This is a genomic window from Streptomyces goshikiensis (genome assembly GCF_014650555.1).
GTDB lineage: Bacteria > Actinomycetota > Actinomycetes > Streptomycetales > Streptomycetaceae > Streptomyces > Streptomyces goshikiensis.
The window spans coordinates 857,180-880,662 of the sequence record NZ_BMVE01000001.1 but is presented as its reverse complement, the minus strand read 5'-3'; the positions used below and the strand labels follow the sequence as shown (position 1 = coordinate 880,662).

Sequence of the window (23,483 nt, the reverse complement as noted above, 5' to 3'; positions counted from 1 at the left end):
CGGGGCGCGGCCTTCGCCGTGAACGCGGTGCTACGGGGTCCAGTGGCGCGGGCGATTGAACCAGGCGGTCGCCGAGCCGGTCACCATCGAGCCGAAGATGATGCCGCTGACGGTGATGCCGATGGCGGCGCCGACCAAGGCGGCCATGATGGGCCCGGCCGTCCCGGCGCCGTCGTGGGAGGAGGAGCCGGCGATCACGGTCGCCACGTTGGCCAGACTGACCAGCACGCCGAGGCCACCGTAGATGGCCGTCAGGACGCGCACCGGGGTGGCGCCCTTGCCGAGCCGGACGCCGAGGACGACGGGCGCGAGCGCGAACAGCAGGAGGACGACGCCCACGACGGCGGCGCCGCCGCCCAGCATGCCCGTGACGTCGGAGTTCTCCGAGCCGGCGACCAGAGCGCCGATGACGATGATCAGGAGCGCGCCGAGCAGCTGGAACCCGCCGATGACGAACAGCAGGACCCGGGCCGTCTTCATCAGGCCCGGCATCTGCGCGGGCGCGCCCGGGAAGCCGCCCGGGTAGCCGCCGCCGGGGTGCCCCGGGTACCCCGGGTAGGCCTGCGGAGGCTGCTGCTGCGGATAGCCGTAGCCCTGCGGCGGGACGCCCTGGGGGGCCTGCTGCGGGGCCTGCGGCGGGTAGCCGTAGCCGGGCTGGCCCTGCTGCGATCCGTACGGATTGTGGGGGTCGCCGAAGCTCATGTGGGGTGTCCCTCCGTGGAAGTGCGGGGACGCACGGCACGGCACGGAGGCTTCGCTGCGTGTTCTGCGGCCGCCCCCCGGCACTGCCCGCGGCACTCTGTGACCGCCATCGTGATCGCCTCGCGCGGGACTTGTCCAGCCGCAGCGCACACGGACGGTCACTTGTTGTGCAAGCGCAATGAATCCGCGGGGCCGGTGGAGCCCCGCGAGTGGAACCGGGGCCGCCCCATCCGGGAGGATGGGGGTATGACCGCCCAGATTCTCGATGGCAAGGCCACGGCAGCCGCGATCAAGTCCGAACTGACCGCCCGGGTGGCGGACCTCAAGGCGCGGGGTGTCACCCCCGGCCTCGGCACCCTGCTGGTCGGGGACGATCCGGGCAGCCGCTGGTACGTCAACGGCAAGCACAAGGACTGCGCCGAGGTGGGCATCGCCTCCATCCAGCGCGAACTGCCCGCCACCGCCTCCCAGGAGGACATCGAGGCGGTCGTACGGGAACTCAACGAGAACCCGGAGTGCACGGGTTACATCGTCCAACTCCCGCTCCCCAAGGGCATCGACACCAACCGGGTGCTGGAACTGATGGCCCCGGAGAAGGACGCCGACGGCCTGCACCCCATGTCGCTCGGCCGGCTCGTGCTGAACGAGCCGGGACCGCTGCCGTGCACCCCGTACGGGATCGTCGAGCTGCTGCGCCACCACGGCGTCGAGATCAACGGCGCGCACGTCGTCGTCCTCGGCCGCGGCATCACCGTCGGGCGCTCCATCGGGCTGCTGCTGACCCGCAAGTCCGAGAACGCCACCGTCACGCTGTGCCACACCGGTACCCGCGACCTGTCGGGGCTGCTGCGCCAGGCGGACATCATCGTCGCCGCGGCCGGGGTTCCCCACCTGGTCAAGCCGGAGGACGTGAAGCCGGGCGCGGCCGTGCTCGACGTCGGCGTCAGCCGCGACGAGAACGGCAAGATCGTCGGCGACGTCCACCCGGGTGTCGCGGCGGTGGCCGGCTGGATCTCCCCGAACCCCGGCGGTGTCGGCCCGATGACCCGGGCGCAGCTGCTGGTCAACGTCGTGGACGCGGCCGAACGGGCGGCGACGACCAGTGCGGGCTGAGCGCGAGCACGCCGGTCCGACGGGCACGGCCAAGGCGACGGGCACGGCGAAGGCGACAGGCACGGCCAAGGCGACGGACGCGGCGGAGGGATCCGGCGCGGCCGAGGCGACGGACGCGGCCAAGGGGCCCGGCGCGGCCGAGGCGACGGCCGTGTCCGACCCGGCCGCAGCGCCCGACGGCGCGGGCGCGCCCGAGGTGACGAAGGCCGCGCCGGCCGCGACCACCGCGGCCGACGCGCCCGAGGTGACCACCGCGGCCGCCACCCCCGCCGCGACCGCCACCGGCGGGGCCAAGGAGGCGAGAGGGACCCGACGGTTCCCCTCCATCACGCGGGACACCGCCCGCCCCGAGGGCGGCGGCCGCGCCGCACCGCGTGACGCGTCCGCTCCGGCCCGGCAGTGGCCCATGCTCAGCGTCCTCGCGGCCACCGCCGTCGGGCTGCTGGTCACCGCGGTCGGACACCCCCGCATCGGCTGCCTGTTCATCGGCGTCGCCCTGATCGCGGCGGCGGTGCTGCGCCGCGTCCTGCCCTCGGTGGGCATGCTCGCGGTGCGCTCCCGCTTCACGGACATGGCCACGTACGGGGTGCTGGGCGTCGCGATCACGCTGCTCGCGCTGGTCATGCAACCGCAGCCGTGGCTGGACATCCCCTCGCTGGAGTCGACCGTCCACTTCAGCATTCGCTGAACGGGGCGGCCGCGCGCCTTCGAACTCCCGGGCGACATGTGCCACGCACCACACGGACCCGGGGGTTAGCCCGTGCCGGGGTCGGATAGCCTGACGGGCGGATGTCTCTTCACGTCAAGACTTAATGGGGAGCGGCGTCCTCCAGCACATGGGGCAGGGACGCCCCACCGCCAGCTGTCTAACGGAGAAGGCCATGACCCGCACTCCCGTGAATGTCACCGTGACCGGCGCCGCCGGCCAGATCGGCTACGCGCTGCTCTTCCGCATCGCGTCCGGTCACCTGCTCGGCGCGGACGTGCCGGTCAAGCTCCGTCTTCTGGAGATCCCCCAGGGCATGAAGGCCGCTGAGGGCACCGCCATGGAGCTCGACGACTGCGCCTTCCCGCTCCTCAAGGGCATCGACATCTTCGACGACCCGAACAAGGGCTTCGAGGGTGCCAACGTCGCGCTGCTCGTCGGCGCCCGCCCGCGCACCAAGGGCATGGAGCGCGGTGACCTGCTCTCCGCCAACGGCGGCATCTTCAAGCCGCAGGGCGCCGCGATCAACGCGCACGCCGCGGACGACATCAAGGTCCTGGTCGTGGGCAACCCGGCCAACACCAACGCGCTCATCGCGCAGGCCGCCGCCCCGGACGTCCCGGCCGAGCGCTTCACCGCGATGACCCGCCTGGACCACAACCGCGCGATCTCGCAGCTGGCCGCCAAGACCGGCGCCGCCGTCTCCGACATCAAGCGCCTCACCATCTGGGGCAACCACTCGGCGACCCAGTACCCGGACATCTTCCACGCGGAGATCGCCGGCAAGAACGCCGCCGAGGTCGTCAGCGACGAGCAGTGGCTGGCCGACACCTTCATCCCGACCGTCGCCAAGCGCGGCGCCGCGATCATCGAGGCCCGTGGCGCGTCCTCGGCCGCCTCGGCCGCCAACGCCGCCATCGACCACGTGCACACCTGGGTCAACGGCACCGCCGCGGGCGACTGGACCTCGATGGGCATCCCGTCGGACGGCTCCTACGGCGTCCCGGAGGGCATCATCTCCTCCTTCCCCGTCACCACCAAGGACGGCAAGTACGAGATCGTCCAGGGCCTGGACATCAACGAGTTCTCCCGTGCGCGCATCGACGCGTCCGTGGCGGAGCTCGTCGAGGAGCGCGACGCGGTGCGCGAGCTCGGCCTGATCTGATCCGTACGCGGACGAACGCCCAGCGCCCCGGCCCTCCCGGCCGGGGCGCTTTGGCGTGTTTACGCCTGTCGCGGGATGTAGGCGAAATCTAAGGTCGGGCGGTGACCGAGACCCCGATTCCCCCGCAGCCCACCGCCGGCGGGGACGATCCCCGCGACGGCCGCCCCCCGGTGCACCCGTCGGTCAGCGAGGCGGGCCGGCTGCTGTGCGCGGGCACCTACCTCGACTCCGCGTACCGCGATCGGGTGATCGAGGAGCTGTACGTCCACGAGGAGCGGATCGTCGCGCCCTCCTACGGCTTCGACGCCGCACGGGTCCTCGCCCACGCCCTGCGCGCCCGCCGCACCGAACTCGGCTGGGCGGCCGCCGTACTCGGCGCCTGGTTCGTCGGCTCCCTGCTCACCAGCGGCGCCCTCGCGATGCTCCTCTTCCCGTTCCTGCTGCTGAGCCTCGCGGACTGGCTGGGCAACCGGGGCGGCGCGGCGTTCCGCTTCCTCTCCCTCCTGGTACGGGTCTACGGCTGGTGGACCCTCCTCGTCGTCCTGCTCTCGATCACCGGGACGCTGCTGGCCCTGCTCGACGACGACACCCTCGGCCCCGCGTTCACCCTCGGCCCCCTGCTGTTCGGCCAGGCCCTCGGCGCCCCCCTCGCGGGCCTCCCCCTGGTGTGGGTGCCGGCCGTCTTCGCCGCCGTGGTCACCGTCGTCGGACTCCAGCGCGGGCACGTCGCGCGGACCATCACGGGCGACCTCAGCCCGCGCCGGTACGCCGACCCGGCCTCCGACCCCGCCGAGACGGACACCGGCGTACGGTTCGCCCGGGTCCGCAGGCGCATCCGCGCCGAGCAGCACGCACCGGTGATCATGTACGACATCAACGACCCGTTCTGCGGCGCCGGCGACGCCTACCAGCCCTGGCAGCTGTCCGTGGAACTGCGCCCGCGCGAGGACCTCGAAGCCGGGCGGGAGCCGACTCCGCTCACCAACGCCCACATGGTGGAGCGCATCGTGCCGCTGCTCCAGCGGCTGCGGGTGCCCTCGCCGCACGGCTCGCCCGAAGCCGAGGCCGCCGTACTGGACCGGATGCGCGAGCTGGCCATAGACGAGTGCGTGTTCCTGCCCGCCGGCGGGCTGCGGCACCGCGACGAAGCCCCGCCCGTGCAGCAGCGGTTCGCCACGCACCGGGCCGAGGCCATCGAGGAGGGCGGCGAGCGGCGCCGGCACTTCCTGCGGATCCGGGTGGGCGGCTGGGACGAGAACCTCGTCGTCACCGTCTTCGTACGCGTTCACACCCAGGGCGGCATGCTGATGCTGGAGGTGGCGCCGCACGTGCTGCTGCCCGTCCGCACGTCGTTCCACAACGCGGACGCCGACGCCGAGCGCTACGTCAACAACAACCGCTTCGGGAAGGTGGTCTCGGCCCTCCAGAACACGCCCGGCTCCTTCGCGCACTCGCTCGCCACGCTGTCCCGGGGCGGCGGCAGCTGGGGGCGGATCGCCAGCGGCGGACACGGCGGCGCCCGGCCCGAGGGACCCCGGGTGTCGGTGCGGGAACTCGCCGCCCAGGACAACGGGTCGCTGTTCCACCTCATGGACCTCGACCGGTACCTGAAGACGATTCAGGACCGGGTCGTCGGCGGTATTACCGTTGCCCTGCACGAAGCGGGCTGGCACACCGAGGAGTTCGCGCAGCGCGCCGTCCACGTCGCCGAGGGCGGTGTGTACATCCGGTCGATGGGCGACATCCACGACAGCGCGTTCAGCATCGGCGGCAGCGGGCATCACAACAGCGCACACAGGGGGAGAAGCCATGGCGGCGGCAGATAGCGGGACCAGGAGCGGGAGCGGGGGAGCGGGCGCGGGCGGGCCCGAGCCCACCCTGCGGGTGGAGGGCGGTGTCCACGGCAGTGCCTTCAGCATCGGCGGCAGCCACCACACCAACACCGTCCACCACGGCGGTACGGGGAGCCCGGCCGTGCCCGGCGCGGCGGAACTGCTGGAGGCGGTGCTCGACCTGCGCGCCGCCCTCGTACGGGCGCCCCGGGGCGCCGACCGGTCCGCGCTCGACGCCGAACTCGACGAGGTCGCGGGGGAGCTGGACGGGGCGGAGACGATCCGGCCCGGGCTGGCCACCCGGCTGCGCGAGGCGCTGGAGCGGTGGGCTCCGCTGGTGGAATCGGTGAACGCGGCCGCCGCGCTCGGCGCCCTGCTCGGCACGCTGGGAGGCTGAACCGTGGCTCCTGAACCGAGGCAGTCCGGCGAACCCCGCTGGGACGCGCACGCGCAGCGCTGGGTGTGGGAACCGGCCGCCGGGGCGGCGCCGGCCCCGCCGCAGGTGTACGGGCCGCCGCCGGTGATGCCGTCGGCGCCGCCGGTGTCGCCGACCCCGCCGGGGCAGGCCGGGCAGGCCGGGCAGGCGGGGCCCGCGCCCGCCGGGCCGGCGTACGACCCGCTCGGGCCGGGGGCGCCGGGGGTGCCCGGGCTGCCGCCGTACGCCCCGCCGGGGCAGCAGCCGCCGTACGTCTCCAACCCCCCGTACCTGCCCCCCGTACCGCCGGGGCCGCCGCCCTCGGGCGGGGCGCGCGAGCGGTGGCTGACACCGGCGACGGTGGGCATCGCGGTGGCCGCCGTCCTGATCGGCGCCGGGGCGGTGTGGTTCATGGCCCGGGACACGGACGACGCGAACCGGGCCGGGGAGAAGAACGGGACGGTGGCCTCGGGAGCGCCGTCGTTGCCGGGCACGCCCTCGGACGCGGCCTCGCCGACGCCCGGGGACTCCGTGTCGCCGGACAGCGGCGCGAGCGGCAGCCCGAGCGGCAGCCCGAGTCCTTCCGGCACCGGGGTGCACGAGACCAAGCAGGATCCGGCGGGCTTCACCATCGCCGTGCCGGCGGGCTGGGCGCGGGAAGAGGGCAAGGACGGGGTCTTCTACCGCTCCGCCGATCGGAGCGCGCTGCTCCAGATCTTCCGGGTCACCGAGGACGTCAGCCCGCTCGACACCGTCAAGGGCTCCTCCAGCCACCGGCGTTCGCAGACCTCGGGCTACGAGGAGATCCGCGTCGGCACCGTCCCCGGCGCCTCCGGGGCGGCCGAGCTGGTCTACGAGTACGACAACGCGGAGTTGCACGGCCGCCGCCGCTGCGTCGAGCGGGTCCTCTTCGGCCCGGACGGCAGCAAGTGGGCGGTGCTGACGGCGGGCCCGGCCGGGGAATGGGCCGCCACCCAGGACCACCACGCGGCGGCCCTGGCGGCGTTCCGGCCGGGCGGCTGACGGAGCGGCCGGCGGTGCGCTGGCTCAGTGCTTGAACATGCCCGGGGTGTAGTGCCCCGGCACCGAGCGGGAGGTCACGGCGAACCGGTTCCAGGCGTTGATCGTGGCGATCAGGGCGGTCAGCTGGGCCAGTTCGGCCTCCTCGAAGTGCTTGGCGGCCTTCTCGAACACCTCGTCGGGTACGAAACCGTCCGTCAGGACGGTGACGGCCTCGGTGAATTCGAGGGCCGCCAGCTCCTTCTCGGTGTAGAAGTGCCGCGACTCCTCCCAGGCGCCCAGCTGCACGATCCGCTCGACGCTCTCACCCGCGGCGATGGCGTCCTTGGTGTGCATGTCCAGGCAGTACGCACAGTGGTTGACCTGCGAGGCGCGGATCTTGACCAGTTCCGCGAGGGCCGGGTCGAGGCCCTTGCGGGCCGCGATCTCCAGGGCCACCATCGCCTTGTAGACCTCGGGGGCGAGCGCGTGCCACTGCATCCGGGAGGGCTGCTCGGGGGCGTACGCGGGGGCTTCGTTCGTCGTCGTCATGTCCCCAACGGTACGGGGAAGAAGCCCGGCGATATGGTCCATATCCATGACGGATTCCTGGGCCAATTTCGGCGCCGACCTGCATCTCGACCTTTCCGCCGGGCGCGGCCGGCGCGCCGGGCTCGTGGAGGCGCTGCGCGAGGCCGCGCGCAGCGGGCGGCTCGCCCCCGGCACCCGGCTGCCGTCCTCGCGGTCGCTCGCGGTGGACCTCGGGATGGCGCGGAACACGGTCGCGGACGCGTACGCCGAGCTCGTCGCCGAGGGCTGGCTGACGGCCCGCCAGGGGTCGGGGACCCGGGTCGCCGAACGGGCCCGGCCGCGGCCGGGGAAGGCGGCCGGCGCGGCGCCGGTGCGCCGCCCGGAGCGGCGCGGGCCCTCGTACAGCCTGGTGCCCGGCACCCCGGACCTCAGCGGCTTCCCGCGCGCGGCCTGGCTGGCGGCCGCCCGGCGGGCGCTGACGCACGCGCCGAACGACGCGTTCGGGTACGGGAGCGACGCGCGCGGGCGGGTCGAGCTGCGGGAGGCGCTGGCCGAGTACCTGGCGCGGGTGCGGGGCGTGTACGCCGACCCGGAGCGGATCGTGCTGTGCGCGGGGTTCGTCCAGGGGCTGAAGCTGATGTCCGGGGTGTTGCGGGCGCGGCGGGTGCGGGAGGTGGCGGTCGAGGGGTACGGGCTGAACGTGCACCGGGACGTGCTGGCGGCGGCGGGGCTGCGGATGCGGCCGCTGCCGGTGGACGGGGCGGGGGCGCGGACGGAGGACCTGGCGGGGGCGGAGGGCGCCGTCCTGCTGACGCCGGCGCACCAGTTCCCGACGGGCGCCGCGCTGACGCCCGCGCGGCGGGCGGCGGCGGTCGACTGGGCCCGCAGGACGGGCGGGCTGATCCTGGAGGACGACTACGACGGGGAGTTCCGCTACGACCGGCAGCAGATCGGGGCGTTGCAGGGGCTGGACCCGGACCGGGTGGTGTACCTGGGCACCGCGAGCAAGGCGTTGGCGCCGGGGTTGCGGATGGGGTGGCTGGTGCTGCCGGCGGGGCTGGTGGAGGAGGTGCTGGCGGTGAAGGGGCGGGCCGAGTGGACGTCCAGCGCGCTGGACCAGCTGACGCTGGCCGAGTTCATGCGGTCGGGGGCGTACGACCGGCACGTGCGGGGGATGCGGCAGCGGTACTTCCGGCGGCGCGAGGCGTTGGTGGCGGCGGTGGGGGAGCGGGTGACGGCGGTGTCGGGGATCTCGGCGGGGCTGCACGCGGTGCTGGACCTTCCGGCGGGCACGGAGGGGCCGCTGGTGCAGGCGGCGGCCTGGCACTCGCTGTCCCTGACGGGGCTGTCCTACTACCGGCACCCGGAGGCGGACATGCCGGCGCGGGACGCGCTGGTGGTGGGCTACGGGACCCCGCCGGACAGTGCGTGGGGGGCGACGCTGGCGGCGCTGGCGGCGACGCTGCCGTAGCGGGGGGTTGGGGGTGGGGTGGGGCGGGGCCGGTGTCGGGGGTGGGGTGGGGTGTCGTCCGGGACTGCATGATTTATGGCGGCTGGGCGGGCGCTGTCGCCTTGCGGCTCCCGTCACGCCACAAATCACGTTTTACGTCCCGGCCAACACCCCACCCCACCCCCGCCCCCGGCCCCGCCCGCGCACTTCAGCCTCGCCGGCGTTTGAGGCGCGGGGTCCGGGGCGGAGCCCCGGGATCCTTTCAGCCCGTCCGGCGTTTGAGGACCGGGGTCCGGGCGGAGCCGGGGGAACGGTGGAAGGGCGGGGCGGGGAGACAGTCCTTGTTATGCGCCGCGCCGCCGCGCCGCGAGGGGCTGGGTATGGGCACCCCGGAGGGGGGAGGCGGGGGTTACGCCGGGGTCGGGTCCGGGGTCGGGCCTGGGGGCGGCGGTTCGCCGAAGCGGGCCAGGGCGAGGGCTCCGGCCACGGAGACGGCGAAGCCGGTGACGGCCAGCCACGCCAGTCCCTCCCGCGGCCGGTCGCCGAGCCACGCGACCCCGACCAGCGCCGGGCCGACCGTCTCGCCCAGGACCAGCCCGGCCGTCGCCGCCGTCACCGAGCCCCGTTGCAGCGCCGAGGTGAGCAGCAGGAACGCCGCACCCCCGCCCAGCAGCAGCGCGTACACGGCCGGGTTGGTCAGCGAGAAGCCGTCGATGAGGCGTACGGAGACCTCCACCACCCCGAAGCCCGTGCCCGCCGCCAGGCCGAGGACGAGCGCCCGGGGGCCGTCCGGCAGCCGGCCCGCCGCCGCGCCGACGAGCAGTACCAGCACCGCCGCCACCAGCAGTCCCGGCTTCAGCGCGGGCGGCCCCTCCCCGGTGCCCTCCTCGCCGGACGCCAGTCCCAGCATCAGCAGCCCCGCGCAGACCACCCCCACCGCGCCCCATTCCGTCCCGCTCAGCCGTACCCGCAGCAGCCGTGTCGCGGCCACCGCCGTCACCGCCAGGCTGGCCGCCATCGCCGCGCCCACCGCGTAGATCGGGATGTGGAGGAGGGCGATGATCTGGAGGGCGAAGCCGACCGCGTCCAGCCCGAGCCCGAGCAGGTAACGCCACTGGCGCAGCGCGCGCAGCATCAGCGCCGGGTCCACCCCCGACCCCGTGCCCGGCTCCGCCGCCCGCGCGGCCATCGCCTGGAAAACCGAGGCCGTGCCGAAGCAGACCGCCGCACCGAGCGCGCACATCATCCCAAGCAGCACGAAAACGACTCTAGAACACCGGGATGAGGACGGCTGGATTCCGTCGGTGCGAGGCCCCGCTCTACTCTGTCCGCAGCACGCCGCCGCGCCGAGGGGGAGCCACACGCATGGACAGCACCAGTAGCAGCACCACCCGTCGCCGGATGCGTTCCGGCGGCGTCGCGCTCGGCGGCATGGGTCTGCTCGCCGCCACCCTCGTCGCCTGCGGCAGCAGTGACGAGCCCGACCGCCGCTGCGCCTCCCGCAGCACGCTGGACCACCTGAACAGCAAGGAGTGCAAGAGCGGCGGCCACGGCTCGTACTACTACGGGGGCAGGGTCAGCTCCGGCAAGGTCACCGGCGGCAGCTTCGACAAGTCCGCCGTCACCCGCGGCGGCATCGGCAACGGCGGCCACTCCGGCTCCAGCGGCGGCTGAGGGACGTAACGATCCATGAAGCGGCACACCATCGAGCCCCGCCCCGACTGGCAGCGGACCGTCGAGGAGCAGGGGCTGATCTACCCCCTGACCCGCTACCCCGACGACTCCCTGCGCCCCTACTGGGACGAGAGCGCGTACTACTCCTTCTCGCTCCCCGAGGTCGAGGCGCTGGAGGGGGTCGTCGAGGAGCTGCACGCGATGTGCCTCGCCGCCGCCGCGCACATCGTGGAGCACGACCGCTTCGCGGACCTCGGCATCAAGGATCCGAAGCTCGCCGCGCTGATCGCCGAGTCCTGGCGCCGCCGCGCCGAGCAGCCCTCGCTGTACGGGCGTTTCGACCTGCGCTACGACGGCTCCGGCCCGGCGAAGATGCTGGAGTACAACGCCGACACCCCCACCTCCCTGGTGGAGGCGGCGAGTCCGCAGTGGTTCTGGATGGAGGACCGTTTCCCCGGGGCCGACCAGTGGAACTCCCTGCACGAACGGCTCGTCGACGCCTGGCGCCGGCAGGCCGAGCTGCTCCCGCCGGGCCCGGTTCACTTCGCGCACTCCGAGACCGACGAGCTCGGCGAGGACCTGATGACGGTCGCCTACCTCCAGGAGACCGCGGACCAGGCCGGTCTCGAAACCCATGCCCTGTCCGTCGAGCAGATCGGCTGGGACAGCCTCTCCGGCCGCTTCGTCGACGAGCGGCTGCGCTTCATCCGCGCCTGCTTCAAGCTCTACCCGTGGGAGTGGCTGGCCGAGGACGAGTTCGGCCCCCAGGTGCTCGGCACCTACGACCACGGCGGCGGCTCCGGCACCACCCAGTGGATCGAGCCGCTGTGGAAGATGCTGCTCTCCAACAAGGCGCTGCTGGCGATCCTGTGGGAGCTCTTCCCGGAGCACCCGAACCTGCTGCCCGCCTACCTCGACGGCCCGCGCGAGCTCGCGGACACCACCGGCTACGCGGCCAAGCCGCTGCTGGGCCGCGAGGGCGCCGGGGTGAGCCTCCACGAGGCCGGCGGGGAGGTGCCGTTCGTACCGGCCGAGGGGGAGGCGTACGTCTTCCAGGGGCTGGCGCCGCTGCCCGACTTCGACGGCAACCGGGTCGTGCTCGGCGCGTGGGTCGTCGAGGAGGAGGCGGCGGGCCTGGGCATCAGGGAATCGGCGGGGCCGGTCACGGACGAGTACGCCCGCTTCCTGCCCCACGTCATCCTCTAGGCCCCGCTAGCCGCCCAGCACCGAGCGCAGCTGGTCGAGGCCCCAGTCCAGGTCCTCCTTGCCGATCACCAGCGGCGGGGCGATCCGGATCGTCGACCCGTGGGTGTCCTTCACCAGCACCCCGAGCTCCATCAGCTTCTCGGAGATCTCCCGGCCCGTGCCGCGCGAGGGGTCGATGTCGACGCCCGCCCACAGTCCGCGCCCGCGTACGGCGGTCACCGCGCCGCCGCCGACCAGCAGGTTGAGCTCCCGGTGCAGGTGGTCGCCGAGCTCGGCGGCGCGCTGCTGGAACTCGCCGGAGCGCAGCATCGCGACCACCTCCAGGGCGACGGCGCAGGCGAGGGGGTTCCCGCCGAAGGTGGAGCCGTGCTCGCCGGGCTTGAAGACGCCGAGGACGTCGCGGTCGGCGACCACGGCCGACACCGGCACGACACCGCCGCCGAGCGCCTTGCCCAGGATGTACACGTCCGGGACGACCCCCTCGTGCTCGCACGCGAAGGTCCTGCCGGTCCGGCCCAGCCCCGACTGGATCTCGTCCGCCATGAAGAGGACGTTCCGCTCGCGCGTCAGTTCCCGTACGCCCCGCAGGTATCCGGGCGGCGGTACGAGCACCCCCGCCTCGCCCTGGATCGGCTCCAGCAGTACGGCGACGGTGTTCTCGGTGACGGCGTGGGCGAGCGCGGTGAGGTCCCCGTACGGGACGATCTCGAACCCGGGTGTGTAGGGCCCGAAGTGGTCGCGGGCGTCGTGGTCCGTCGAGAAGCTCACGATGGTCGTCGTACGGCCGTGGAAGTTGTCGGCCGCGACCACGATCTTGGCGTGGCCGTCCGGGACGCCCTTGACCTCGTAGCCCCACTTGCGGGCGGTCTTCACCGCCGTCTCGACCGCCTCCGCGCCCGTGTTCATGGGCAGCACCATCTCCTTGCCGCACAGCTCGGCGAGCTGCGTACAGAAGTCGGCGAAACGGTCGTGGTGGAAGGCGCGCGAGGTGAGCGTGACCCGCTCCAGCTGGGCCTTCGCGGCATCGATCAGGCGGCGGTTGCCGTGCCCGAAGTTGAGCGCCGAGTACCCGGCGAGCATGTCCAGGTAGCGCCTTCCCTCCACGTCGGTCATCCACGCGCCTTCCGCCGTCGCGACGACGACGGGCAGCGGGTGGTAGTTGTGCGCGCTGTGCGCGTCGGCGGAACGCATGGCATCAGCAGTTGTCGACACGGGGTCTCCGATCGTCCGTCAGGCCTGTGACGAGGGTGGCGTCACTGTCCATCCTCGCTCGTATACCGGACGGAGAAACCTTTCCCGTGGCGCGCCCGCTAAGGTGGTCGGTACGCACGGCGACTGGCGCACGGAGAACCAACTCCGGGGGAGTCGTGCGCGGACGACCGCACACAGGGCCGCTCGCCTGGGCCTCGCGGGGACGAGATGACGACATCGACCCCGGAGGAGCCGCCATGAGCGCGAACCACCACCACCCCGCCCTGCTCGCCACCGACCCCGAGCTGGCGTCCTTCATCGCCGCCGAGGAGAGCCTGCAGGCGCAGACCCTGCGCCTGATCCCGAGCGAGAACTACGTGTCCGCGGCCGTGCTGGAGGCCTCCGGCACCGTGCTGCAGAACAAGTACAGCGAGGGCTACCCGGGCCGCCGTTACTACGAGGGCCAGCAGAACATCGACCGCGTCGAGGCGCTGGCCGTCGAGCGGGCGAAGGGCCTGTTCGGGGTGGACCACGCGAACGTGCAGCCGTACTCCGGCTCGCCCGCGAACCTGGCCGTGTACCTGGCGTTCGCGAAGCCGGGGGACACCGTGATGGGCATGGCCCTGCCGATGGGCGGGCACCTCACCCACGGCTGGGGGGTCTCGGCGACGGGCTCGTGGTTCCGGGGCGTCCAGTACGGCGTACGGGCCGACACCGGCCTGATCGACTACGACGCGGTGCGCGACCTGGCCCTCGCGGAGCGCCCGAAGATCATGTTCTGCGGCGGTACCGCCCTTCCGCGCACCATCGACTTCGCGGCGTTCGCGTCGATCGCGCGGGAGGCGGGCTCGGTCCTCGTCGCGGACGTGGCGCACATCGCCGGCCTGATCGCGGGCGGCGCCCACCCGTCGCCCGTGGATCACGTGGACGTCGTGTCCACCACCACGCACAAGACCCTGCGGGGTCCGCGCGGCGCGATGCTGATGTGCCGGGAGGAGCACGCCAAGGCCATCGACAAGGCCGTCTTCCCGGGCCTGCAGGGCGGCCCGCACAACCAGACCACGGCGGGCATCGCGGTCGCGCTGCACGAGGCCGCGCAGCCCGCGTTCACCACGTACGCGCACGCGGTGGTGGCCAACGCGAAGGCCCTGGCCGAGGCGCTCCTCGCCCGCGGCTTCGACCTCGTCTCGGGCGGTACGGACAACCACCTGATCCTGATGGACCTGACCTCGCGGGGCGTGGCGGGCAAGGTCGCGGCGAAGGCCCTGGACCGGGCCGGGATCGTGGTGAACTACAACACGGTGCCGTTCGACCCGCGCAAGCCGTTCGACCCGTCGGGCATCCGGATCGGCACGCCGTCGCTGACCTCCCGCGGCCTGGCCCCGGAGCACATGCCGGTGGTGGCGGAGTGGATCTCCCGGGCCGTCGACGCGGCGGCGAAGGGCGACGAGCCCGCGCTGGCCGCCGTCCGCGCCGAGGTCGGAGAGCTGATGGCGGCCCACCCGGCCCCGGGCCTCCCGCTCGCCTGACGCCCCGGACGCCCGCGGGGCCGGAGACCTCCGGCCCCGCGGGCGGGGCGCAGCGGAGCCCGTGCCTCCACTCCCACGGCCCCGCGACCGGTGCGCCGGTGGGCCCGAGCCCGCCCGCGCACCTGAGAGAATGGAGCCATGGCTTCTGATCGTCCTCGCGCGCTCTCCGGCATCCAGCCCACCTCCGGTTCGTTCCACCTCGGGAACTACCTCGGTGCCATCCGCCAGTACGTCGCCCTCCAGGAGACGCACGACGCGTTCTACATGGTCGTCGACCTGCACGCGATCACCATGCCGCAGGATCCGAAGGACCTGCGCGCGAACACCCGCCTCTCCGCCGCCCAGCTGCTCGCCGCCGGCCTGGACCCCGAGCGCTGCACGCTCTTCATCCAGAGCCACGTGCCCGAGCACGCGCAGCTCGGCTGGGTCATGAACTGCATCACCGGCTTCGGCGAGGCCAGCCGGATGACCCAGTTCAAGGACAAGTCCGCGAAGTCGGGCGCGAACAACGCCACCGTCGGCCTGTTCACGTACCCGATCCTCCAGGTCGCCGACATCCTCCTCTACCAGGCGAACGCCGTCCCGGTCGGCGAGGACCAGCGCCAGCACATCGAGCTGACCCGCGACCTCGCCGAGCGCTTCAACACGCGCTTCGGCAAGACCTTCACCCTGCCCGCCGCGCACATCGTCAAGGAGGTCGCGAAGATCTACGACCTCCAGGACCCGGCGATCAAGATGTCGAAGTCCGCGTCCTCGCCCAAGGGCCTGATCAACCTCCTCGACGAGCCCAAGGTCACCGAGAAGAAGATCAAGAGCGCGGTCACCGACACCGAGGCCGAGATCCGCTTCGACACCGAGAAGAAGCCCGGCGTCAGCAACCTGCTGACGATCTACTCCACCCTCACGGGCGAGACGATCGCCGCCCTGGAGGAGAGGTACGAGGGCAAGGGCTACGGCGCGCTGAAGACCGATCTGGCCGGTGTGATGGTCGATTTCGTCACACCGTTCAGGCAGCGGACCCAGGCGTACCTGGACGACCCCGAGACCCTGGACTCCATCCTCGCCAAGGGTGCGGAAAAGGCCCGCGCGGTCGCCGCCGAGACCCTGGCGCAGGCCTACGACCGGCTCGGATTCCTGCCCGCGAAGCACTGAGGCCGCACCGGCGCCGCACCGGCGCGCCGCGGACGCCGCACCGGTGTGGCACCGGTACCGCACCGGTACCGCCCGGGCGCCGGAGCCCCCCGAAAGAGGCCTCTGGCGTCCCGGGGGTGCTGCCGCCACACTGAAGCGACAGCACCCCGGCGCGGAACCGACCGACCGCCCACCGGCCGCTGACCGACAGACCGACGGAACAGACTGACGACGGAGGAGACAGACGTGGGGACCGTAACGCTCGGCGTTTCGATCGCGGTCCCGGAGCCGTACGGCAGCCAGCTCCAGGAGCTGCGCGCAGGCTTCGGGGACGCCGCCGCGCACGGCATTCCCACGCACGTCACCCTCGTGCCGCCGACCGAGGTGGCCGCGGACCGGCTCCCGGAGATCCGCGCGCACCTCGCCGAGGTCGCGGGCGCCTTCCGCGCCTTCGCGATGCGGCTCGCCGGGACGGGAACCTTCCGCCCGCTCTCGCCGGTCGTCTACGTCCGGATCGCCGAGGGCGCCCAGGGCTGCACCCGGCTCCAGCACCAGGTCCGCGACCCCGAGGGGCCGCTCGACCGCGAGCTGGCGTTCCCGTACCACCCGCACGTCACGGTCGCCCACGGGATCTCCGAGGAGGCGATGGACACGGCGTTCTCGACCCTCGCCGACTACGCCGCCGAGTGGGTCTGCGACGGCTTCGCGCTCTACGAGCAGGGCTCCGACGGCGTCTGGCGCAAGTTGCGTGAATACCCTTTCGGTGCGGGCCCCACGGGCGTCCCGGCGCAGCTGAACTCCCCCGCCGATGACGCGGCCGAGGCGACGATACGACCCTCCTGAAGGTGTCGGAGCGGCCGCGAGGTCAGCGGCCGCAGCAGGGTCATCCGGGCACCGAACCTGATCCTCCGCAGGACCAGGGCATGGAACGGGCGAGCCGTCGGGCGAAAAGTCACAATCGACGACCGTAGTCCCCAAAAGCGACAATCCTTGCTATTTCCGGCAGCTCATTTACGGGGACCCATGGACTGGCTGACGAAACTCCCGGTGATCGGCCCCGTGGCGGCCACGCTGATGCGCACGCACGCGTGGCGTTCCTACGAGCGGCTCGACCGGGTGCACTGGACCCGGCTCGCCGCCGCGATCACCTTCATCAGCTTCCTCGCCCTCTTCCCGCTCATCACCGTCGCGGCCGCCGTCGGCGCGGCGCTGCTCAGCCAGGACCAGCTCGACAAGCTGGAGAAGAACCTCTCCCAGCAGGTCCCCGGGATCTCCGACCAGCTCGACATCAACGGCCTCGTCGCGAACGCGGGCACCGTCGGGCTCGTCGCCGGCGCCATCCTGCTGTTCGCCGGGATCTCCTGGGTCGGCGCGATGCGGGACTGCCTGCGCGCCGTGTGGGACAAGGACGACGAGGACCAGGGCAACCCCGTCGCGCGCAAGGGCAAGGACACGCTGGTGCTGCTGGGCCTCGGCGCGGCGGGGCTGGCCTCGGCGGCGGCCTCGATCATCGGCGCCAGCGCCGTCGGCAAGTTCGGCGGCTGGCTCGGCATCCCGCCGCACGGCGTCGGCGGCGGGGTGCTGCGGGCGGCCGCCTTCCTCGTCGGCGTGGTGGCCGCGTTCCTGCTCCTGCTCTACGTACTGACCCTGCTGCCCGGCGTCGAACCGCCGCGCGGCCGCCTGATCCAGGCGGCCCTCATCGGCGCGGCGGGCTTCGAGCTGCTCAAGCTGCTGCTGAGCGGCTACATGCGGGAGGTCGCGGCGAAGAGCATGTACGGGGCCTTCGGCGTGCCGATCGCCCTGCTGCTCTGGATCAACTTCACGGCGAAGCTGCTGCTGTACTGCTCGGCCTGGACCGCCACCGGTGACGATGCCGCCCCGGCCGGGACGGAGCGCCCCGAGGACGCGGGGGCCGATGGCCCCGAGGACGCCGAGGCCGAAAGCGCCGGGGCCCCGGCCCGGAAGCTCCCGCCGAAGGTCTAGGGCAGGAGGTCGGTGTCCGGGCCCCGGCCCCCGCGCGGGCGGCGCGGGCGGCGGCGGTTCGCGGCGAACACCCCGCCCGCCGCGACGGCCAGCGCCCCGCCCGCGATGCCGAGCGCGGTCCCCACGCCGCCGCCGGCGCCCTGGCCGGACGCCGAGGGGGTGTTCTCGTGGGACTGGGCGGGCGAGCCGTGCGAGGTGCCGTCCTCGCTCTTCGGCGACACCAGCTCACCCACCGGCTTCACCTTGCCCGCCGCCGCGAAGCCCCAGTCGAGGAGGTCGGCGGTCTCCTCGTAGACGGAGTTCAGGCCGCCGGAGTTCGGGTTCATCACCGTGACCAGCAGGGTCCTGCCGTCGCGCTGGGCCGCGCCGGTGAAGGTGGAGCCGGCCATCGTGGTGTTGCCGTTCTTCACCCCCGCGATGCCCTTGTACGGGGCGAGGCCGCCGGCGCCCGTCATCAGCCGGTTCGTGTTCTGGATCTCGAAGGAGTCGCGCGCCTTGCCGGCCTCCTGGCTGCCGGGGAACTGCGCGCTCACCGTGCCGCAGTACTCCTTGAAGTCCTGCTTCTGCAGCCCGGAGCGGGCGATGAGGGTCAGGTCGTACGCGCTGGAGACCTGCTCAGGCGCGTCGTACCCGTCGGGCGAGACCACGTGCGTGTCGAGGGCCTGGAGCTCCTCGGCGTGCGCCTGCATGTCCTTGACGGTCTTCTCGATGCCGCCGTTCATGGCCGAAAGTACGTGCACGGCGTCGTTGCCGGAGCGAAGGAACACCCCGAGCCACAGGTCGTGGACGGAGTACTCGTAGTCCTCCTTGACCCCGACGAGGCTGGAACCCTGGCCGACGTCGGACATCTCCTCCTCCGTGACCTTGTGGACCTGGTCCTTGGGGAGGGTCGGCAGCACGGTGTCCGCGAAGAGCATCTTCATGGTGGAGGCCGGGGGCAGCCGCCAGTGCGCGTTGTGCGCGGCCAGGACCTCGCCGGAACCGGCGTCCGCCACGATCCACGAACGCCCGGTGAGGCTCTCCGGCAGCGCGGGCGCGCCCGGCAGCAGGTTCACCTGGGTCCCCGGCTGGCCGAGCCGGGTCCCGCCGACGGCGGACATCGACACGGGTGGCGCCGGCGCCTGCTTGGCCCCGCCCTTGCCGTCGCGGGGCTTCGGGGTCGGGGCGGGCGCGGGGTGCGCGCGCGGCAGGGCGTGGGCGGGGGCCGTGAGCATGACGGGGACCAGCAGCGCGGCGGACAGGACCGTCAGCGCGGTCTTCTTGGCAGACACGCAGGTGAAAGTACATCCCGATGCTGTGTGCGGCATCGCGGACCGGCCAACCCGCCGCAACCATTGCCGGTACAGCCCACCCCCGCGCGTCCGTCCTGGGGACGAAACCGATACTGGGGGCATGAGACTCAGCCGCGCCGCCTCCTGGTTCCTGCTCGCCTTCGGAGTGTGGAGCTGGTTCATCTGGGTGTCCTTCGTCCGGAACCTGTGGAAGAACGGCAGTGGCCTGGCGTTTGACGCCGCGGGAGATCCGACGGCTTACTTCTGGGTCCACTTTCTCCTGGCCGTGACCTCCTTTCTCCTGGGGACGGCCGTTGGTGTGATCGGGCTGCGTGGCGTTCGCGCGTTGAGGCGTGCGCCGCGATGACCGTGGTGATCTTCGCGGTGGTCGCGCTGGCGGTGCTGGGGCTGCTGGTACTGGTCCACCGGTGGCTGTGGATCCGCCTGGTCCGCGACACGACGCGGCCGGGCGGGGCCTGGCGCCGGGCGGGCACGGTTCTGGCCTTCGCGCTGCCGGCCCTCGCGGTGGCGGCCCTCACCGCCGGGCGCGCGGGCGCGCCGTTCTGGCTCCAGCGGGCCGTGTCCTGGCCGGGCTTCATGTGGCTGGCGGTGCTGCTGTACCTCAGCCTGGCGATGCTCGTGGCCGAACCCGCCCGAGCCCTTCTCCTCCGGAGGTCACCCCGCCAACCCCCCGAGCCCACGCTGCCCACCGCCCCCGCCCCGGCCGCCGCGGCGGAGGCTGCGCCTGCGGCGAGTCGGGGCGCTGCCCCGGGCCCCGCGCCTCAATCGCCGGCGGGGCTGGGTAGCGCCGCCGCGGCCGTGCCTGCGGGTGCGGGGCTGGATGGTGCGGCCTCGGCCGCTTCTGCGGGGAGCGGTGGTGCGGCTCCGGCCGTGCCGGGGGTCGACGGTGCGGCCTCGGCCGGGTTGCCCGGGCTCGGTGCGCGGAGCGATGCCGTGGCGGGGGCTGGGGCGGAGCCCCAGGTTCGGGAAGGGGCGGGTAGGGGAACAGCGCCGCAGGCCCCCACCGACACCCCCGTCGGCGGCGACGCCGAGGCCGCCGCTCCCGCTCCCGCGCACGACAGCGCCGTGGCGGCAGGGGCCACCGGGGTGACCTCGGCGGCCGGGGGCGGACCCGGGGCGGGGGACGGGATGAGCCGGCGGAGGTTCGTCGCGCGGGTCGTGGGCGGGGCGGCGGTGGCCGCGGCCGCGGGGACCGTCGGGTACGGGACGTACGGCGTCCTGCGCGGACCCCGCGTCAAGAGGGTCACGGTGCCGCTCGCCAAGCTGCCGCGCGCGGCGCACGGGTTCCGGATCGCCGTCGTCAGCGACGTCCACCTCGGCCCGATCCTCGGCCGCGCCCACACCGCCCGCATCGTGGACACCGTCAACCGCACCCAGCCCGACCTCATCGCCATCGTCGGCGACCTCGTGGACGGCAACGTGCACGACCTCGGCCCCGCCGCCGAGCCGCTGCGCGGCCTCCGGGCCCGCCACGGCTCGTACTTCGTCACCGGCAACCACGAGTACTTCTCCGGCGCCCAGCAGTGGATCGACCACGTCCGCGAGCTCGGCCTGACGCCGCTGGAGAACGCCCGCCGCCCGCTGCCCCTCTTCGACCTCGCCGGCGTCAACGACGTCCAGGGGGAGAGCGAGGGCCACGGCCCGGACTTCGAGGCGGCCCTCGGCAACCGGGACCGGTCCCGCGCCGCCGTGCTCCTGGCCCACCAGCCGATCGTCATCCACGACGCCGTCCGGCACGGCGTGGACCTCCAGCTGTCCGGCCACACCCACGGCGGCCAGCTCTGGCCCGGCAACTACCTCGCCGAGCTCGCCAACCCCACCGTCGCCGGCCTGGAGCGCTACGGGGACACCCAGCTCTACGTCTCCCGGGGCGCGGGCGCCTGGGGACCCCCGGTCAGGGTCGGGGCGCCGTCCGACATCACGGTCGTCGAGCTCGCCTCGTACCAGGCCTAGGCCGCCGGGTCCCGGTCGGCGTCCGACGCGCGCTTGCGCGACACCGCCGTCTGAGCCATGCCCGGGAGGAAGTCCGCGAACAGTTCGTGGAGCTCCCGCACCAGCGGCCGCAGCACCCGGAACCGGGCCAGCACTATGCCCCGCGTCGTGAGCTGCGCGCCGCGCTCGGCCAGGCGGCGGGTCTTCTCGCTGTCCGGGGAGCGGTCGAAGACCCAGTACAGGACCAGGCCCATCTGCGAGAGCCACATCAGCTCCGGCAGTACGTCGGCCAGCTCCGCCGGCACCTTCGTCTTCGCCCCCGCCAGCACCTCGCGGTGCATGTCGATGGCCGCCTTGCGCGCGGGCTCCGACTCCGGCGAGAAGGGGCTGAGCGGACTCTCGGGGTCCGCGGCGTTCTTGAAGAACTGGGAAGCGAACTCGTGGTAGGGGGCGGCAATGTCCAGCCAGCTGGTCAGTACGCCCGCGAGCCGCTTCTGGAGGTCGGTCTCGTTGTCCAGGATGGGCCGGACCGCCGCCTGGTGCGCGGCGCCGATCCGGTCGTAGAAGCCCTGGACGAGGTGTTCCTTCGACGCGAAGTAGTAGTAGGCGTTGCCGACCGAGACCCCCGCCTCCTTGGCGATGCCCCGCATGGTCGTCTTGTCGAAGCCGCGTTCCTGGAAGAGCCGGAGCGCGGTTTCGAGGATGAGCGTGCGGGTCTGCTCGCTCTTGGGAGCCTTCTGATCAGTCACGGTGTCCGACTTTATCGGGGTGTGGAGCACTGGTCGTCACAGGCCGGTTCTTCCGGCTCCGCTTCCCCGCCGCCGCGGACCGCCGAGCGCCAGGCGGAGGCCGTGTACATGGCGGCCCGGGCGAAGGGCCGGCCGGCCGGGGTGGCCAGCCAGTTCGCCCTCGGCCGGTGCTCCGCCAGCGCCCACAGGCACACGATGAAGGCGTCCGTCCCGCTCCACACCTGGCCCGAGTCCCCGACCACGGTGATCTGGCGGAGCGTCCCCGCGTGGTCCAGCAGCGGGTACCGCCGCCGAGCCGCCTCGGATCCGGCCGGGACGAGCCGGAGCGGCACCAGCAGGCGCTGCCCGAGCAGCCAGTGCCGGATGTGGACGCAGAGGGGGCAGTGGGCGTCGTACAGCACCGTCAGGTGCCGTACGGCCGCCCCCGGCGCCCCCGGCGCCCCCGGCGCCCCCGGCGCCCCCGGCGCCCCCGCCGCCCCCGGCGCCCCCGCCGCCCCCGGCGCTGTCGGCGAGGCCGTCGGCGCGGCCGTCGGCGTGGCCATCGGTCAGGCCCCGGCCGGCGCGGTCCAGGCGTTCGGGGCGACCGGCGGGGTCTGCTGGCGCTCCATGATCCCCCGGCGGCGCATCCTGTTCAGCACCCACACGTTGCCCAGGTGCATGAAGCCGAGGACGAGCAGGACGACGCCGAGCTTGACCGACAGCTCCTCGAAGAGGCCGCGGGCTTCGAGGATCGTCTCGCCCGAGCGCAGGTAGAGGGTCACGAAGCCGATGTTCACGAGGTAGAACCCGACCACCAGGAGGTGGTTGACGGCGTCCGCGAGCTTCTCGTTGCCCTGGAGGACGTCCGCGATGAAGACCCGGCCGTTGCGGCTGAGGGTGCGGGCCACCCAGACGGTGAGGCCGATGCTGACGATCAGGTAGATGACGTACGCAACCACGGTGAGGTCCATTGCCCCAGCCCCCTTGAACGCGTTCAATTGCTGATGGACATGACTGTAGACCCTCTTTTGAACAGGTTCAAGCGAACGGGCGGTCGGGTCAGCGGCGCAGGAAGTCCAGCAGCAGTCGCGTGATCTGCGCCGGGCGCTCCAGGGAGGGCAGATGGCCCGCCCACGGCAGCTCGACGTGGAGCGCGCCGGGGACGAGCGAGGCCAGCTCGGCGGGGACGTCCCGGAAATCGGGGATGTCGTGCGCGCCCCCGACGGCGAGGACGGGCACCGTGAGGGCCGTCAGGTCCACGGCGGGCTCGGGGAGCTCGTGTTCCCCGGAGGCCGCCAGGGCGCCCCGCAGGTTCCCCAGCTGCATGGCCCGTACGAGGGCGTGCGCGGCCGCGTCGGCGTCCGGGCCGAGCCACTGGCGGGCGTTCAGCTCGGCCGCGCCCTCCAGGTCGCCGGCCTCCAGCAGGGCGCCCTCGGCGGCGTTGAAGGCCAGCAGCGCCGGCCCGCGCCGCTGCGCGGGGAGGGCGGGGCAGAGCAGGGCCAGGGAGCGCACCCGGTCCGGGTGCAGGGCGGCCAGCTGCAGCGCGATCCGGCCGCCGTACGAGGACCCGACGAAGGCGGCGCGCTCGATGCCGAGCCGGTCCATCAGGGCGAGTACGTCACCGGCGTCGCTGTACGGGGCCTCGGCGGCGGGGGATTCCCCGCAGGTCCGGAAGTCCGCGCGGACCACCCGGAAGCCGGCCTCGGCCAGCGGGGCCCACTGGGGCTCCCACATCCGGCGGTCGCACACGGAGGAGTGCAGCAGCAGCACCGCGGGCCCGGTCTCGGGTCCCGCCACGTCATGAGAAATGATCATGGCCCGATCGTCCCGGACCCGCAGCGCGCCGGCCACCCCTTTCCGGGGCGGCCGGCCGCGCGCCCCGCAGCGGATGCCGTAGCGGGCGC

The 23,483-nt window shown here is 73.3% G+C and carries 24 protein-coding genes and 1 riboswitch; of the genes, 15 read left to right on the top strand and 9 right to left on the bottom strand.

Features of this window, described 5'->3' with window-relative positions:
• Nucleotides 1-30 precede the first annotated feature (30 nt).
• Nucleotides 31-702, bottom strand: a complete 672-nt coding sequence (locus IE248_RS04035) for a hypothetical protein (protein WP_073794710.1) — start codon at nucleotides 700-702, stop codon at nucleotides 31-33.
• A gap of 246 nt (nucleotides 703-948) precedes the next feature.
• Between IE248_RS04035 and IE248_RS04030 the strand changes: the two genes are divergently transcribed.
• From IE248_RS04030 to IE248_RS04005, 6 genes are all read left to right on the top strand, one after another.
• Nucleotides 949-1,815, top strand: coding sequence for a bifunctional methylenetetrahydrofolate dehydrogenase/methenyltetrahydrofolate cyclohydrolase (locus IE248_RS04030; RefSeq protein WP_037798063.1), 867 nt, complete (start codon nucleotides 949-951; stop codon nucleotides 1,813-1,815).
• The gene (locus tag IE248_RS04025; protein WP_190029955.1) at nucleotides 1,805-2,503 is read left to right on the top strand and encodes a DUF3017 domain-containing protein; all 699 of its coding nucleotides are present in this window, start codon (nucleotides 1,805-1,807) and stop codon (nucleotides 2,501-2,503) included. The genes IE248_RS04030 and IE248_RS04025 overlap by 11 nt, the downstream gene beginning before the upstream one ends.
• Nucleotides 2,504-2,696: 193 nt before the next feature.
• On the top strand, nucleotides 2,697-3,686 hold the full coding sequence (locus tag IE248_RS04020; protein WP_037798065.1) for a malate dehydrogenase: 990 nt from the start codon (nucleotides 2,697-2,699) through the stop codon (nucleotides 3,684-3,686).
• A 101-nt stretch (nucleotides 3,687-3,787) separates the two neighbouring features.
• Complete coding sequence (locus IE248_RS04015) at nucleotides 3,788-5,512, top strand: AbeC-like domain-containing protein (RefSeq protein ID WP_100581887.1); 1,725 nt, start codon at nucleotides 3,788-3,790, stop codon at nucleotides 5,510-5,512.
• The gene (locus IE248_RS04010) at nucleotides 5,496-5,915 is read left to right on the top strand and encodes a hypothetical protein (RefSeq protein WP_047960666.1); all 420 of its coding nucleotides are present in this window, start codon (nucleotides 5,496-5,498) and stop codon (nucleotides 5,913-5,915) included. The genes IE248_RS04015 and IE248_RS04010 overlap by 17 nt, the downstream gene beginning before the upstream one ends.
• 3 nt (nucleotides 5,916-5,918) lie before the next feature.
• Nucleotides 5,919-6,956, top strand: coding sequence for a serine/threonine kinase C-terminal domain-containing protein (locus IE248_RS04005; RefSeq protein ID WP_190029954.1), 1,038 nt, complete (start codon nucleotides 5,919-5,921; stop codon nucleotides 6,954-6,956).
• 24 nt (nucleotides 6,957-6,980) lie between these two features.
• On the opposite strand, the gene IE248_RS04000 is transcribed toward IE248_RS04005, so the two are convergent.
• Entirely contained in the window at nucleotides 6,981-7,484 is a 504-nt protein-coding gene (locus tag IE248_RS04000) for a carboxymuconolactone decarboxylase family protein (protein ID WP_037798067.1), read from the bottom strand.
• A 46-nt stretch (nucleotides 7,485-7,530) separates the two neighbouring features.
• Between IE248_RS04000 and pdxR the strand changes: the two genes are divergently transcribed.
• Nucleotides 7,531-8,934, top strand: coding sequence for a MocR-like pyridoxine biosynthesis transcription factor PdxR (pdxR, locus tag IE248_RS03995; protein ID WP_073773734.1), 1,404 nt, complete (start codon nucleotides 7,531-7,533; stop codon nucleotides 8,932-8,934).
• Between the two features lie 388 nt (nucleotides 8,935-9,322).
• Here pdxR and IE248_RS03990 read toward each other — a convergent pair whose 3' ends face one another.
• Nucleotides 9,323-10,159: a hypothetical protein gene (locus tag IE248_RS03990; protein WP_073795045.1), complete on the bottom strand. Its 837-nt coding sequence runs from the start codon at nucleotides 10,157-10,159 to the stop codon at nucleotides 9,323-9,325.
• A gap of 119 nt (nucleotides 10,160-10,278) precedes the next feature.
• Here IE248_RS03990 and IE248_RS03985 point away from each other — a divergent pair, with 119 nt between their 5' ends.
• Nucleotides 10,279-10,587 carry a hypothetical protein gene (locus tag IE248_RS03985; RefSeq protein WP_037795508.1) on the top strand — a complete coding sequence of 103 codons (309 nt, stop codon included), beginning with the start codon at nucleotides 10,279-10,281 and terminating at the stop codon, nucleotides 10,585-10,587.
• Nucleotides 10,588-10,602: 15 nt separating this feature from the next.
• The gene (locus IE248_RS03980; protein WP_008744019.1) at nucleotides 10,603-11,793 is read left to right on the top strand and encodes a glutathionylspermidine synthase family protein; all 1,191 of its coding nucleotides are present in this window, start codon (nucleotides 10,603-10,605) and stop codon (nucleotides 11,791-11,793) included.
• 6 nt (nucleotides 11,794-11,799) lie between these two features.
• On the opposite strand, the gene rocD is transcribed toward IE248_RS03980, so the two are convergent.
• Nucleotides 11,800-13,005 (bottom strand): ornithine--oxo-acid transaminase, encoded by a 1,206-nt coding sequence (rocD, locus tag IE248_RS03975; protein ID WP_073795047.1) that lies wholly within the window; start codon nucleotides 13,003-13,005, stop codon nucleotides 11,800-11,802.
• A 109-nt stretch (nucleotides 13,006-13,114) separates the two neighbouring features.
• Nucleotides 13,115-13,205: riboswitch (ZMP/ZTP riboswitch) on the top strand.
• Nucleotides 13,206-13,241: 36 nt separating this feature from the next.
• Between rocD and glyA the strand changes: the two genes are divergently transcribed.
• The 4 genes from glyA to IE248_RS03955 all read left to right on the top strand — a co-directional run bounded on the left by glyA (nucleotide 13,242) and on the right by IE248_RS03955 (nucleotide 17,627).
• Nucleotides 13,242-14,513, top strand: coding sequence for a serine hydroxymethyltransferase (glyA, locus tag IE248_RS03970; RefSeq protein WP_073795048.1), 1,272 nt, complete (start codon nucleotides 13,242-13,244; stop codon nucleotides 14,511-14,513).
• Nucleotides 14,514-14,651: 138 nt separating this feature from the next.
• Nucleotides 14,652-15,665 carry a tryptophan--tRNA ligase gene (gene trpS, locus IE248_RS03965; protein ID WP_008744016.1) on the top strand — a complete coding sequence of 338 codons (1,014 nt, stop codon included), beginning with the start codon at nucleotides 14,652-14,654 and terminating at the stop codon, nucleotides 15,663-15,665.
• 225 nt (nucleotides 15,666-15,890) lie between these two features.
• On the top strand, nucleotides 15,891-16,487 hold the full coding sequence (locus IE248_RS03960; RefSeq protein ID WP_008744015.1) for a 2'-5' RNA ligase family protein: 597 nt from the start codon (nucleotides 15,891-15,893) through the stop codon (nucleotides 16,485-16,487).
• A 180-nt stretch (nucleotides 16,488-16,667) separates the two neighbouring features.
• Nucleotides 16,668-17,627 carry a YihY/virulence factor BrkB family protein gene (locus IE248_RS03955; RefSeq protein ID WP_190029952.1) on the top strand — a complete coding sequence of 320 codons (960 nt, stop codon included), beginning with the start codon at nucleotides 16,668-16,670 and terminating at the stop codon, nucleotides 17,625-17,627.
• Here the strand turns inward: IE248_RS03955 and IE248_RS03950 are convergent.
• On the bottom strand, nucleotides 17,624-18,934 hold the full coding sequence (locus tag IE248_RS03950) for a D-alanyl-D-alanine carboxypeptidase family protein (RefSeq protein WP_434090938.1): 1,311 nt from the start codon (nucleotides 18,932-18,934) through the stop codon (nucleotides 17,624-17,626). The genes IE248_RS03955 and IE248_RS03950 overlap by 4 nt on opposite strands.
• A gap of 85 nt (nucleotides 18,935-19,019) precedes the next feature.
• Here IE248_RS03950 and IE248_RS03945 point away from each other — a divergent pair, with 85 nt between their 5' ends.
• Together IE248_RS03945 and IE248_RS03940 are read left to right on the top strand one after the other, a co-directional pair.
• Nucleotides 19,020-19,265: an SCO4848 family membrane protein gene (locus IE248_RS03945; RefSeq protein WP_008744012.1), complete on the top strand. Its 246-nt coding sequence runs from the start codon at nucleotides 19,020-19,022 to the stop codon at nucleotides 19,263-19,265.
• Entirely contained in the window at nucleotides 19,262-20,872 is a 1,611-nt protein-coding gene (locus tag IE248_RS03940) for a metallophosphoesterase (protein WP_190029951.1), read from the top strand. The genes IE248_RS03945 and IE248_RS03940 overlap by 4 nt, the downstream gene beginning before the upstream one ends.
• On the opposite strand, the gene IE248_RS03935 is transcribed toward IE248_RS03940, so the two are convergent.
• The 4 genes from IE248_RS03935 to IE248_RS03920 form a co-directional block, all read right to left on the bottom strand.
• Entirely contained in the window at nucleotides 20,869-21,600 is a 732-nt protein-coding gene (locus IE248_RS03935) for a TetR family transcriptional regulator (protein WP_037799819.1), read from the bottom strand. The genes IE248_RS03940 and IE248_RS03935 overlap by 4 nt on opposite strands.
• An 11-nt stretch (nucleotides 21,601-21,611) precedes the next feature.
• Complete coding sequence (locus IE248_RS03930) at nucleotides 21,612-22,142, bottom strand: thiol-disulfide oxidoreductase DCC family protein (RefSeq protein WP_190029950.1); 531 nt, start codon at nucleotides 22,140-22,142, stop codon at nucleotides 21,612-21,614.
• Between the two features lie 3 nt (nucleotides 22,143-22,145).
• Complete coding sequence (locus tag IE248_RS03925) at nucleotides 22,146-22,550, bottom strand: hypothetical protein (protein WP_190029949.1); 405 nt, start codon at nucleotides 22,548-22,550, stop codon at nucleotides 22,146-22,148.
• Nucleotides 22,551-22,638: 88 nt separating this feature from the next.
• Entirely contained in the window at nucleotides 22,639-23,394 is a 756-nt protein-coding gene (locus tag IE248_RS03920) for an alpha/beta fold hydrolase (protein WP_190029948.1), read from the bottom strand.
• Between the last annotated feature and the right edge of the window lie 89 nt (nucleotides 23,395-23,483).

What these genes read in the sequence shown, in the direction of transcription:
- IE248_RS04035 (WP_073794710.1), bottom strand. Translation starts at nt 702, where the DNA reads ATGAGCTTCGGCGACCCCCACAATCCGTACGGATCGCAGCAGGGCCAG.
- IE248_RS04030 (WP_037798063.1), top strand. Translation starts at nt 949, where the DNA reads ATGACCGCCCAGATTCTCGATGGCAAGGCCACGGCAGCCGCGATCAAG.
- IE248_RS04020 (WP_037798065.1), top strand. Translation starts at nt 2,697, where the DNA reads ATGACCCGCACTCCCGTGAATGTCACCGTGACCGGCGCCGCCGGCCAG.
- IE248_RS04010 (WP_047960666.1), top strand. Translation starts at nt 5,496, where the DNA reads ATGGCGGCGGCAGATAGCGGGACCAGGAGCGGGAGCGGGGGAGCGGGC.
- IE248_RS04000 (WP_037798067.1), bottom strand. Translation starts at nt 7,484, where the DNA reads ATGACGACGACGAACGAAGCCCCCGCGTACGCCCCCGAGCAGCCCTCC.
- pdxR (WP_073773734.1), top strand. Translation starts at nt 7,531, where the DNA reads ATGACGGATTCCTGGGCCAATTTCGGCGCCGACCTGCATCTCGACCTT.
- IE248_RS03990 (WP_073795045.1), bottom strand. Translation starts at nt 10,159, where the DNA reads ATGATGTGCGCGCTCGGTGCGGCGGTCTGCTTCGGCACGGCCTCGGTT.
- IE248_RS03985 (WP_037795508.1), top strand. Translation starts at nt 10,279, where the DNA reads ATGGACAGCACCAGTAGCAGCACCACCCGTCGCCGGATGCGTTCCGGC.
- IE248_RS03980 (WP_008744019.1), top strand. Translation starts at nt 10,603, where the DNA reads ATGAAGCGGCACACCATCGAGCCCCGCCCCGACTGGCAGCGGACCGTC.
- glyA (WP_073795048.1), top strand. Translation starts at nt 13,242, where the DNA reads ATGAGCGCGAACCACCACCACCCCGCCCTGCTCGCCACCGACCCCGAG.
- trpS (WP_008744016.1), top strand. Translation starts at nt 14,652, where the DNA reads ATGGCTTCTGATCGTCCTCGCGCGCTCTCCGGCATCCAGCCCACCTCC.
- IE248_RS03955 (WP_190029952.1), top strand. Translation starts at nt 16,668, where the DNA reads ATGGACTGGCTGACGAAACTCCCGGTGATCGGCCCCGTGGCGGCCACG.
- IE248_RS03950 (WP_434090938.1), bottom strand. Translation starts at nt 18,934, where the DNA reads ATGCCGCACACAGCATCGGGATGTACTTTCACCTGCGTGTCTGCCAAG.
- IE248_RS03945 (WP_008744012.1), top strand. Translation starts at nt 19,020, where the DNA reads ATGAGACTCAGCCGCGCCGCCTCCTGGTTCCTGCTCGCCTTCGGAGTG.
- IE248_RS03940 (WP_190029951.1), top strand. Translation starts at nt 19,262, where the DNA reads ATGACCGTGGTGATCTTCGCGGTGGTCGCGCTGGCGGTGCTGGGGCTG.
- IE248_RS03930 (WP_190029950.1), bottom strand. Translation starts at nt 22,142, where the DNA reads ATGGCCACGCCGACGGCCGCGCCGACGGCCTCGCCGACAGCGCCGGGG.
- IE248_RS03925 (WP_190029949.1), bottom strand. Translation starts at nt 22,550, where the DNA reads ATGGACCTCACCGTGGTTGCGTACGTCATCTACCTGATCGTCAGCATC.
- IE248_RS03920 (WP_190029948.1), bottom strand. Translation starts at nt 23,394, where the DNA reads ATGATCATTTCTCATGACGTGGCGGGACCCGAGACCGGGCCCGCGGTG.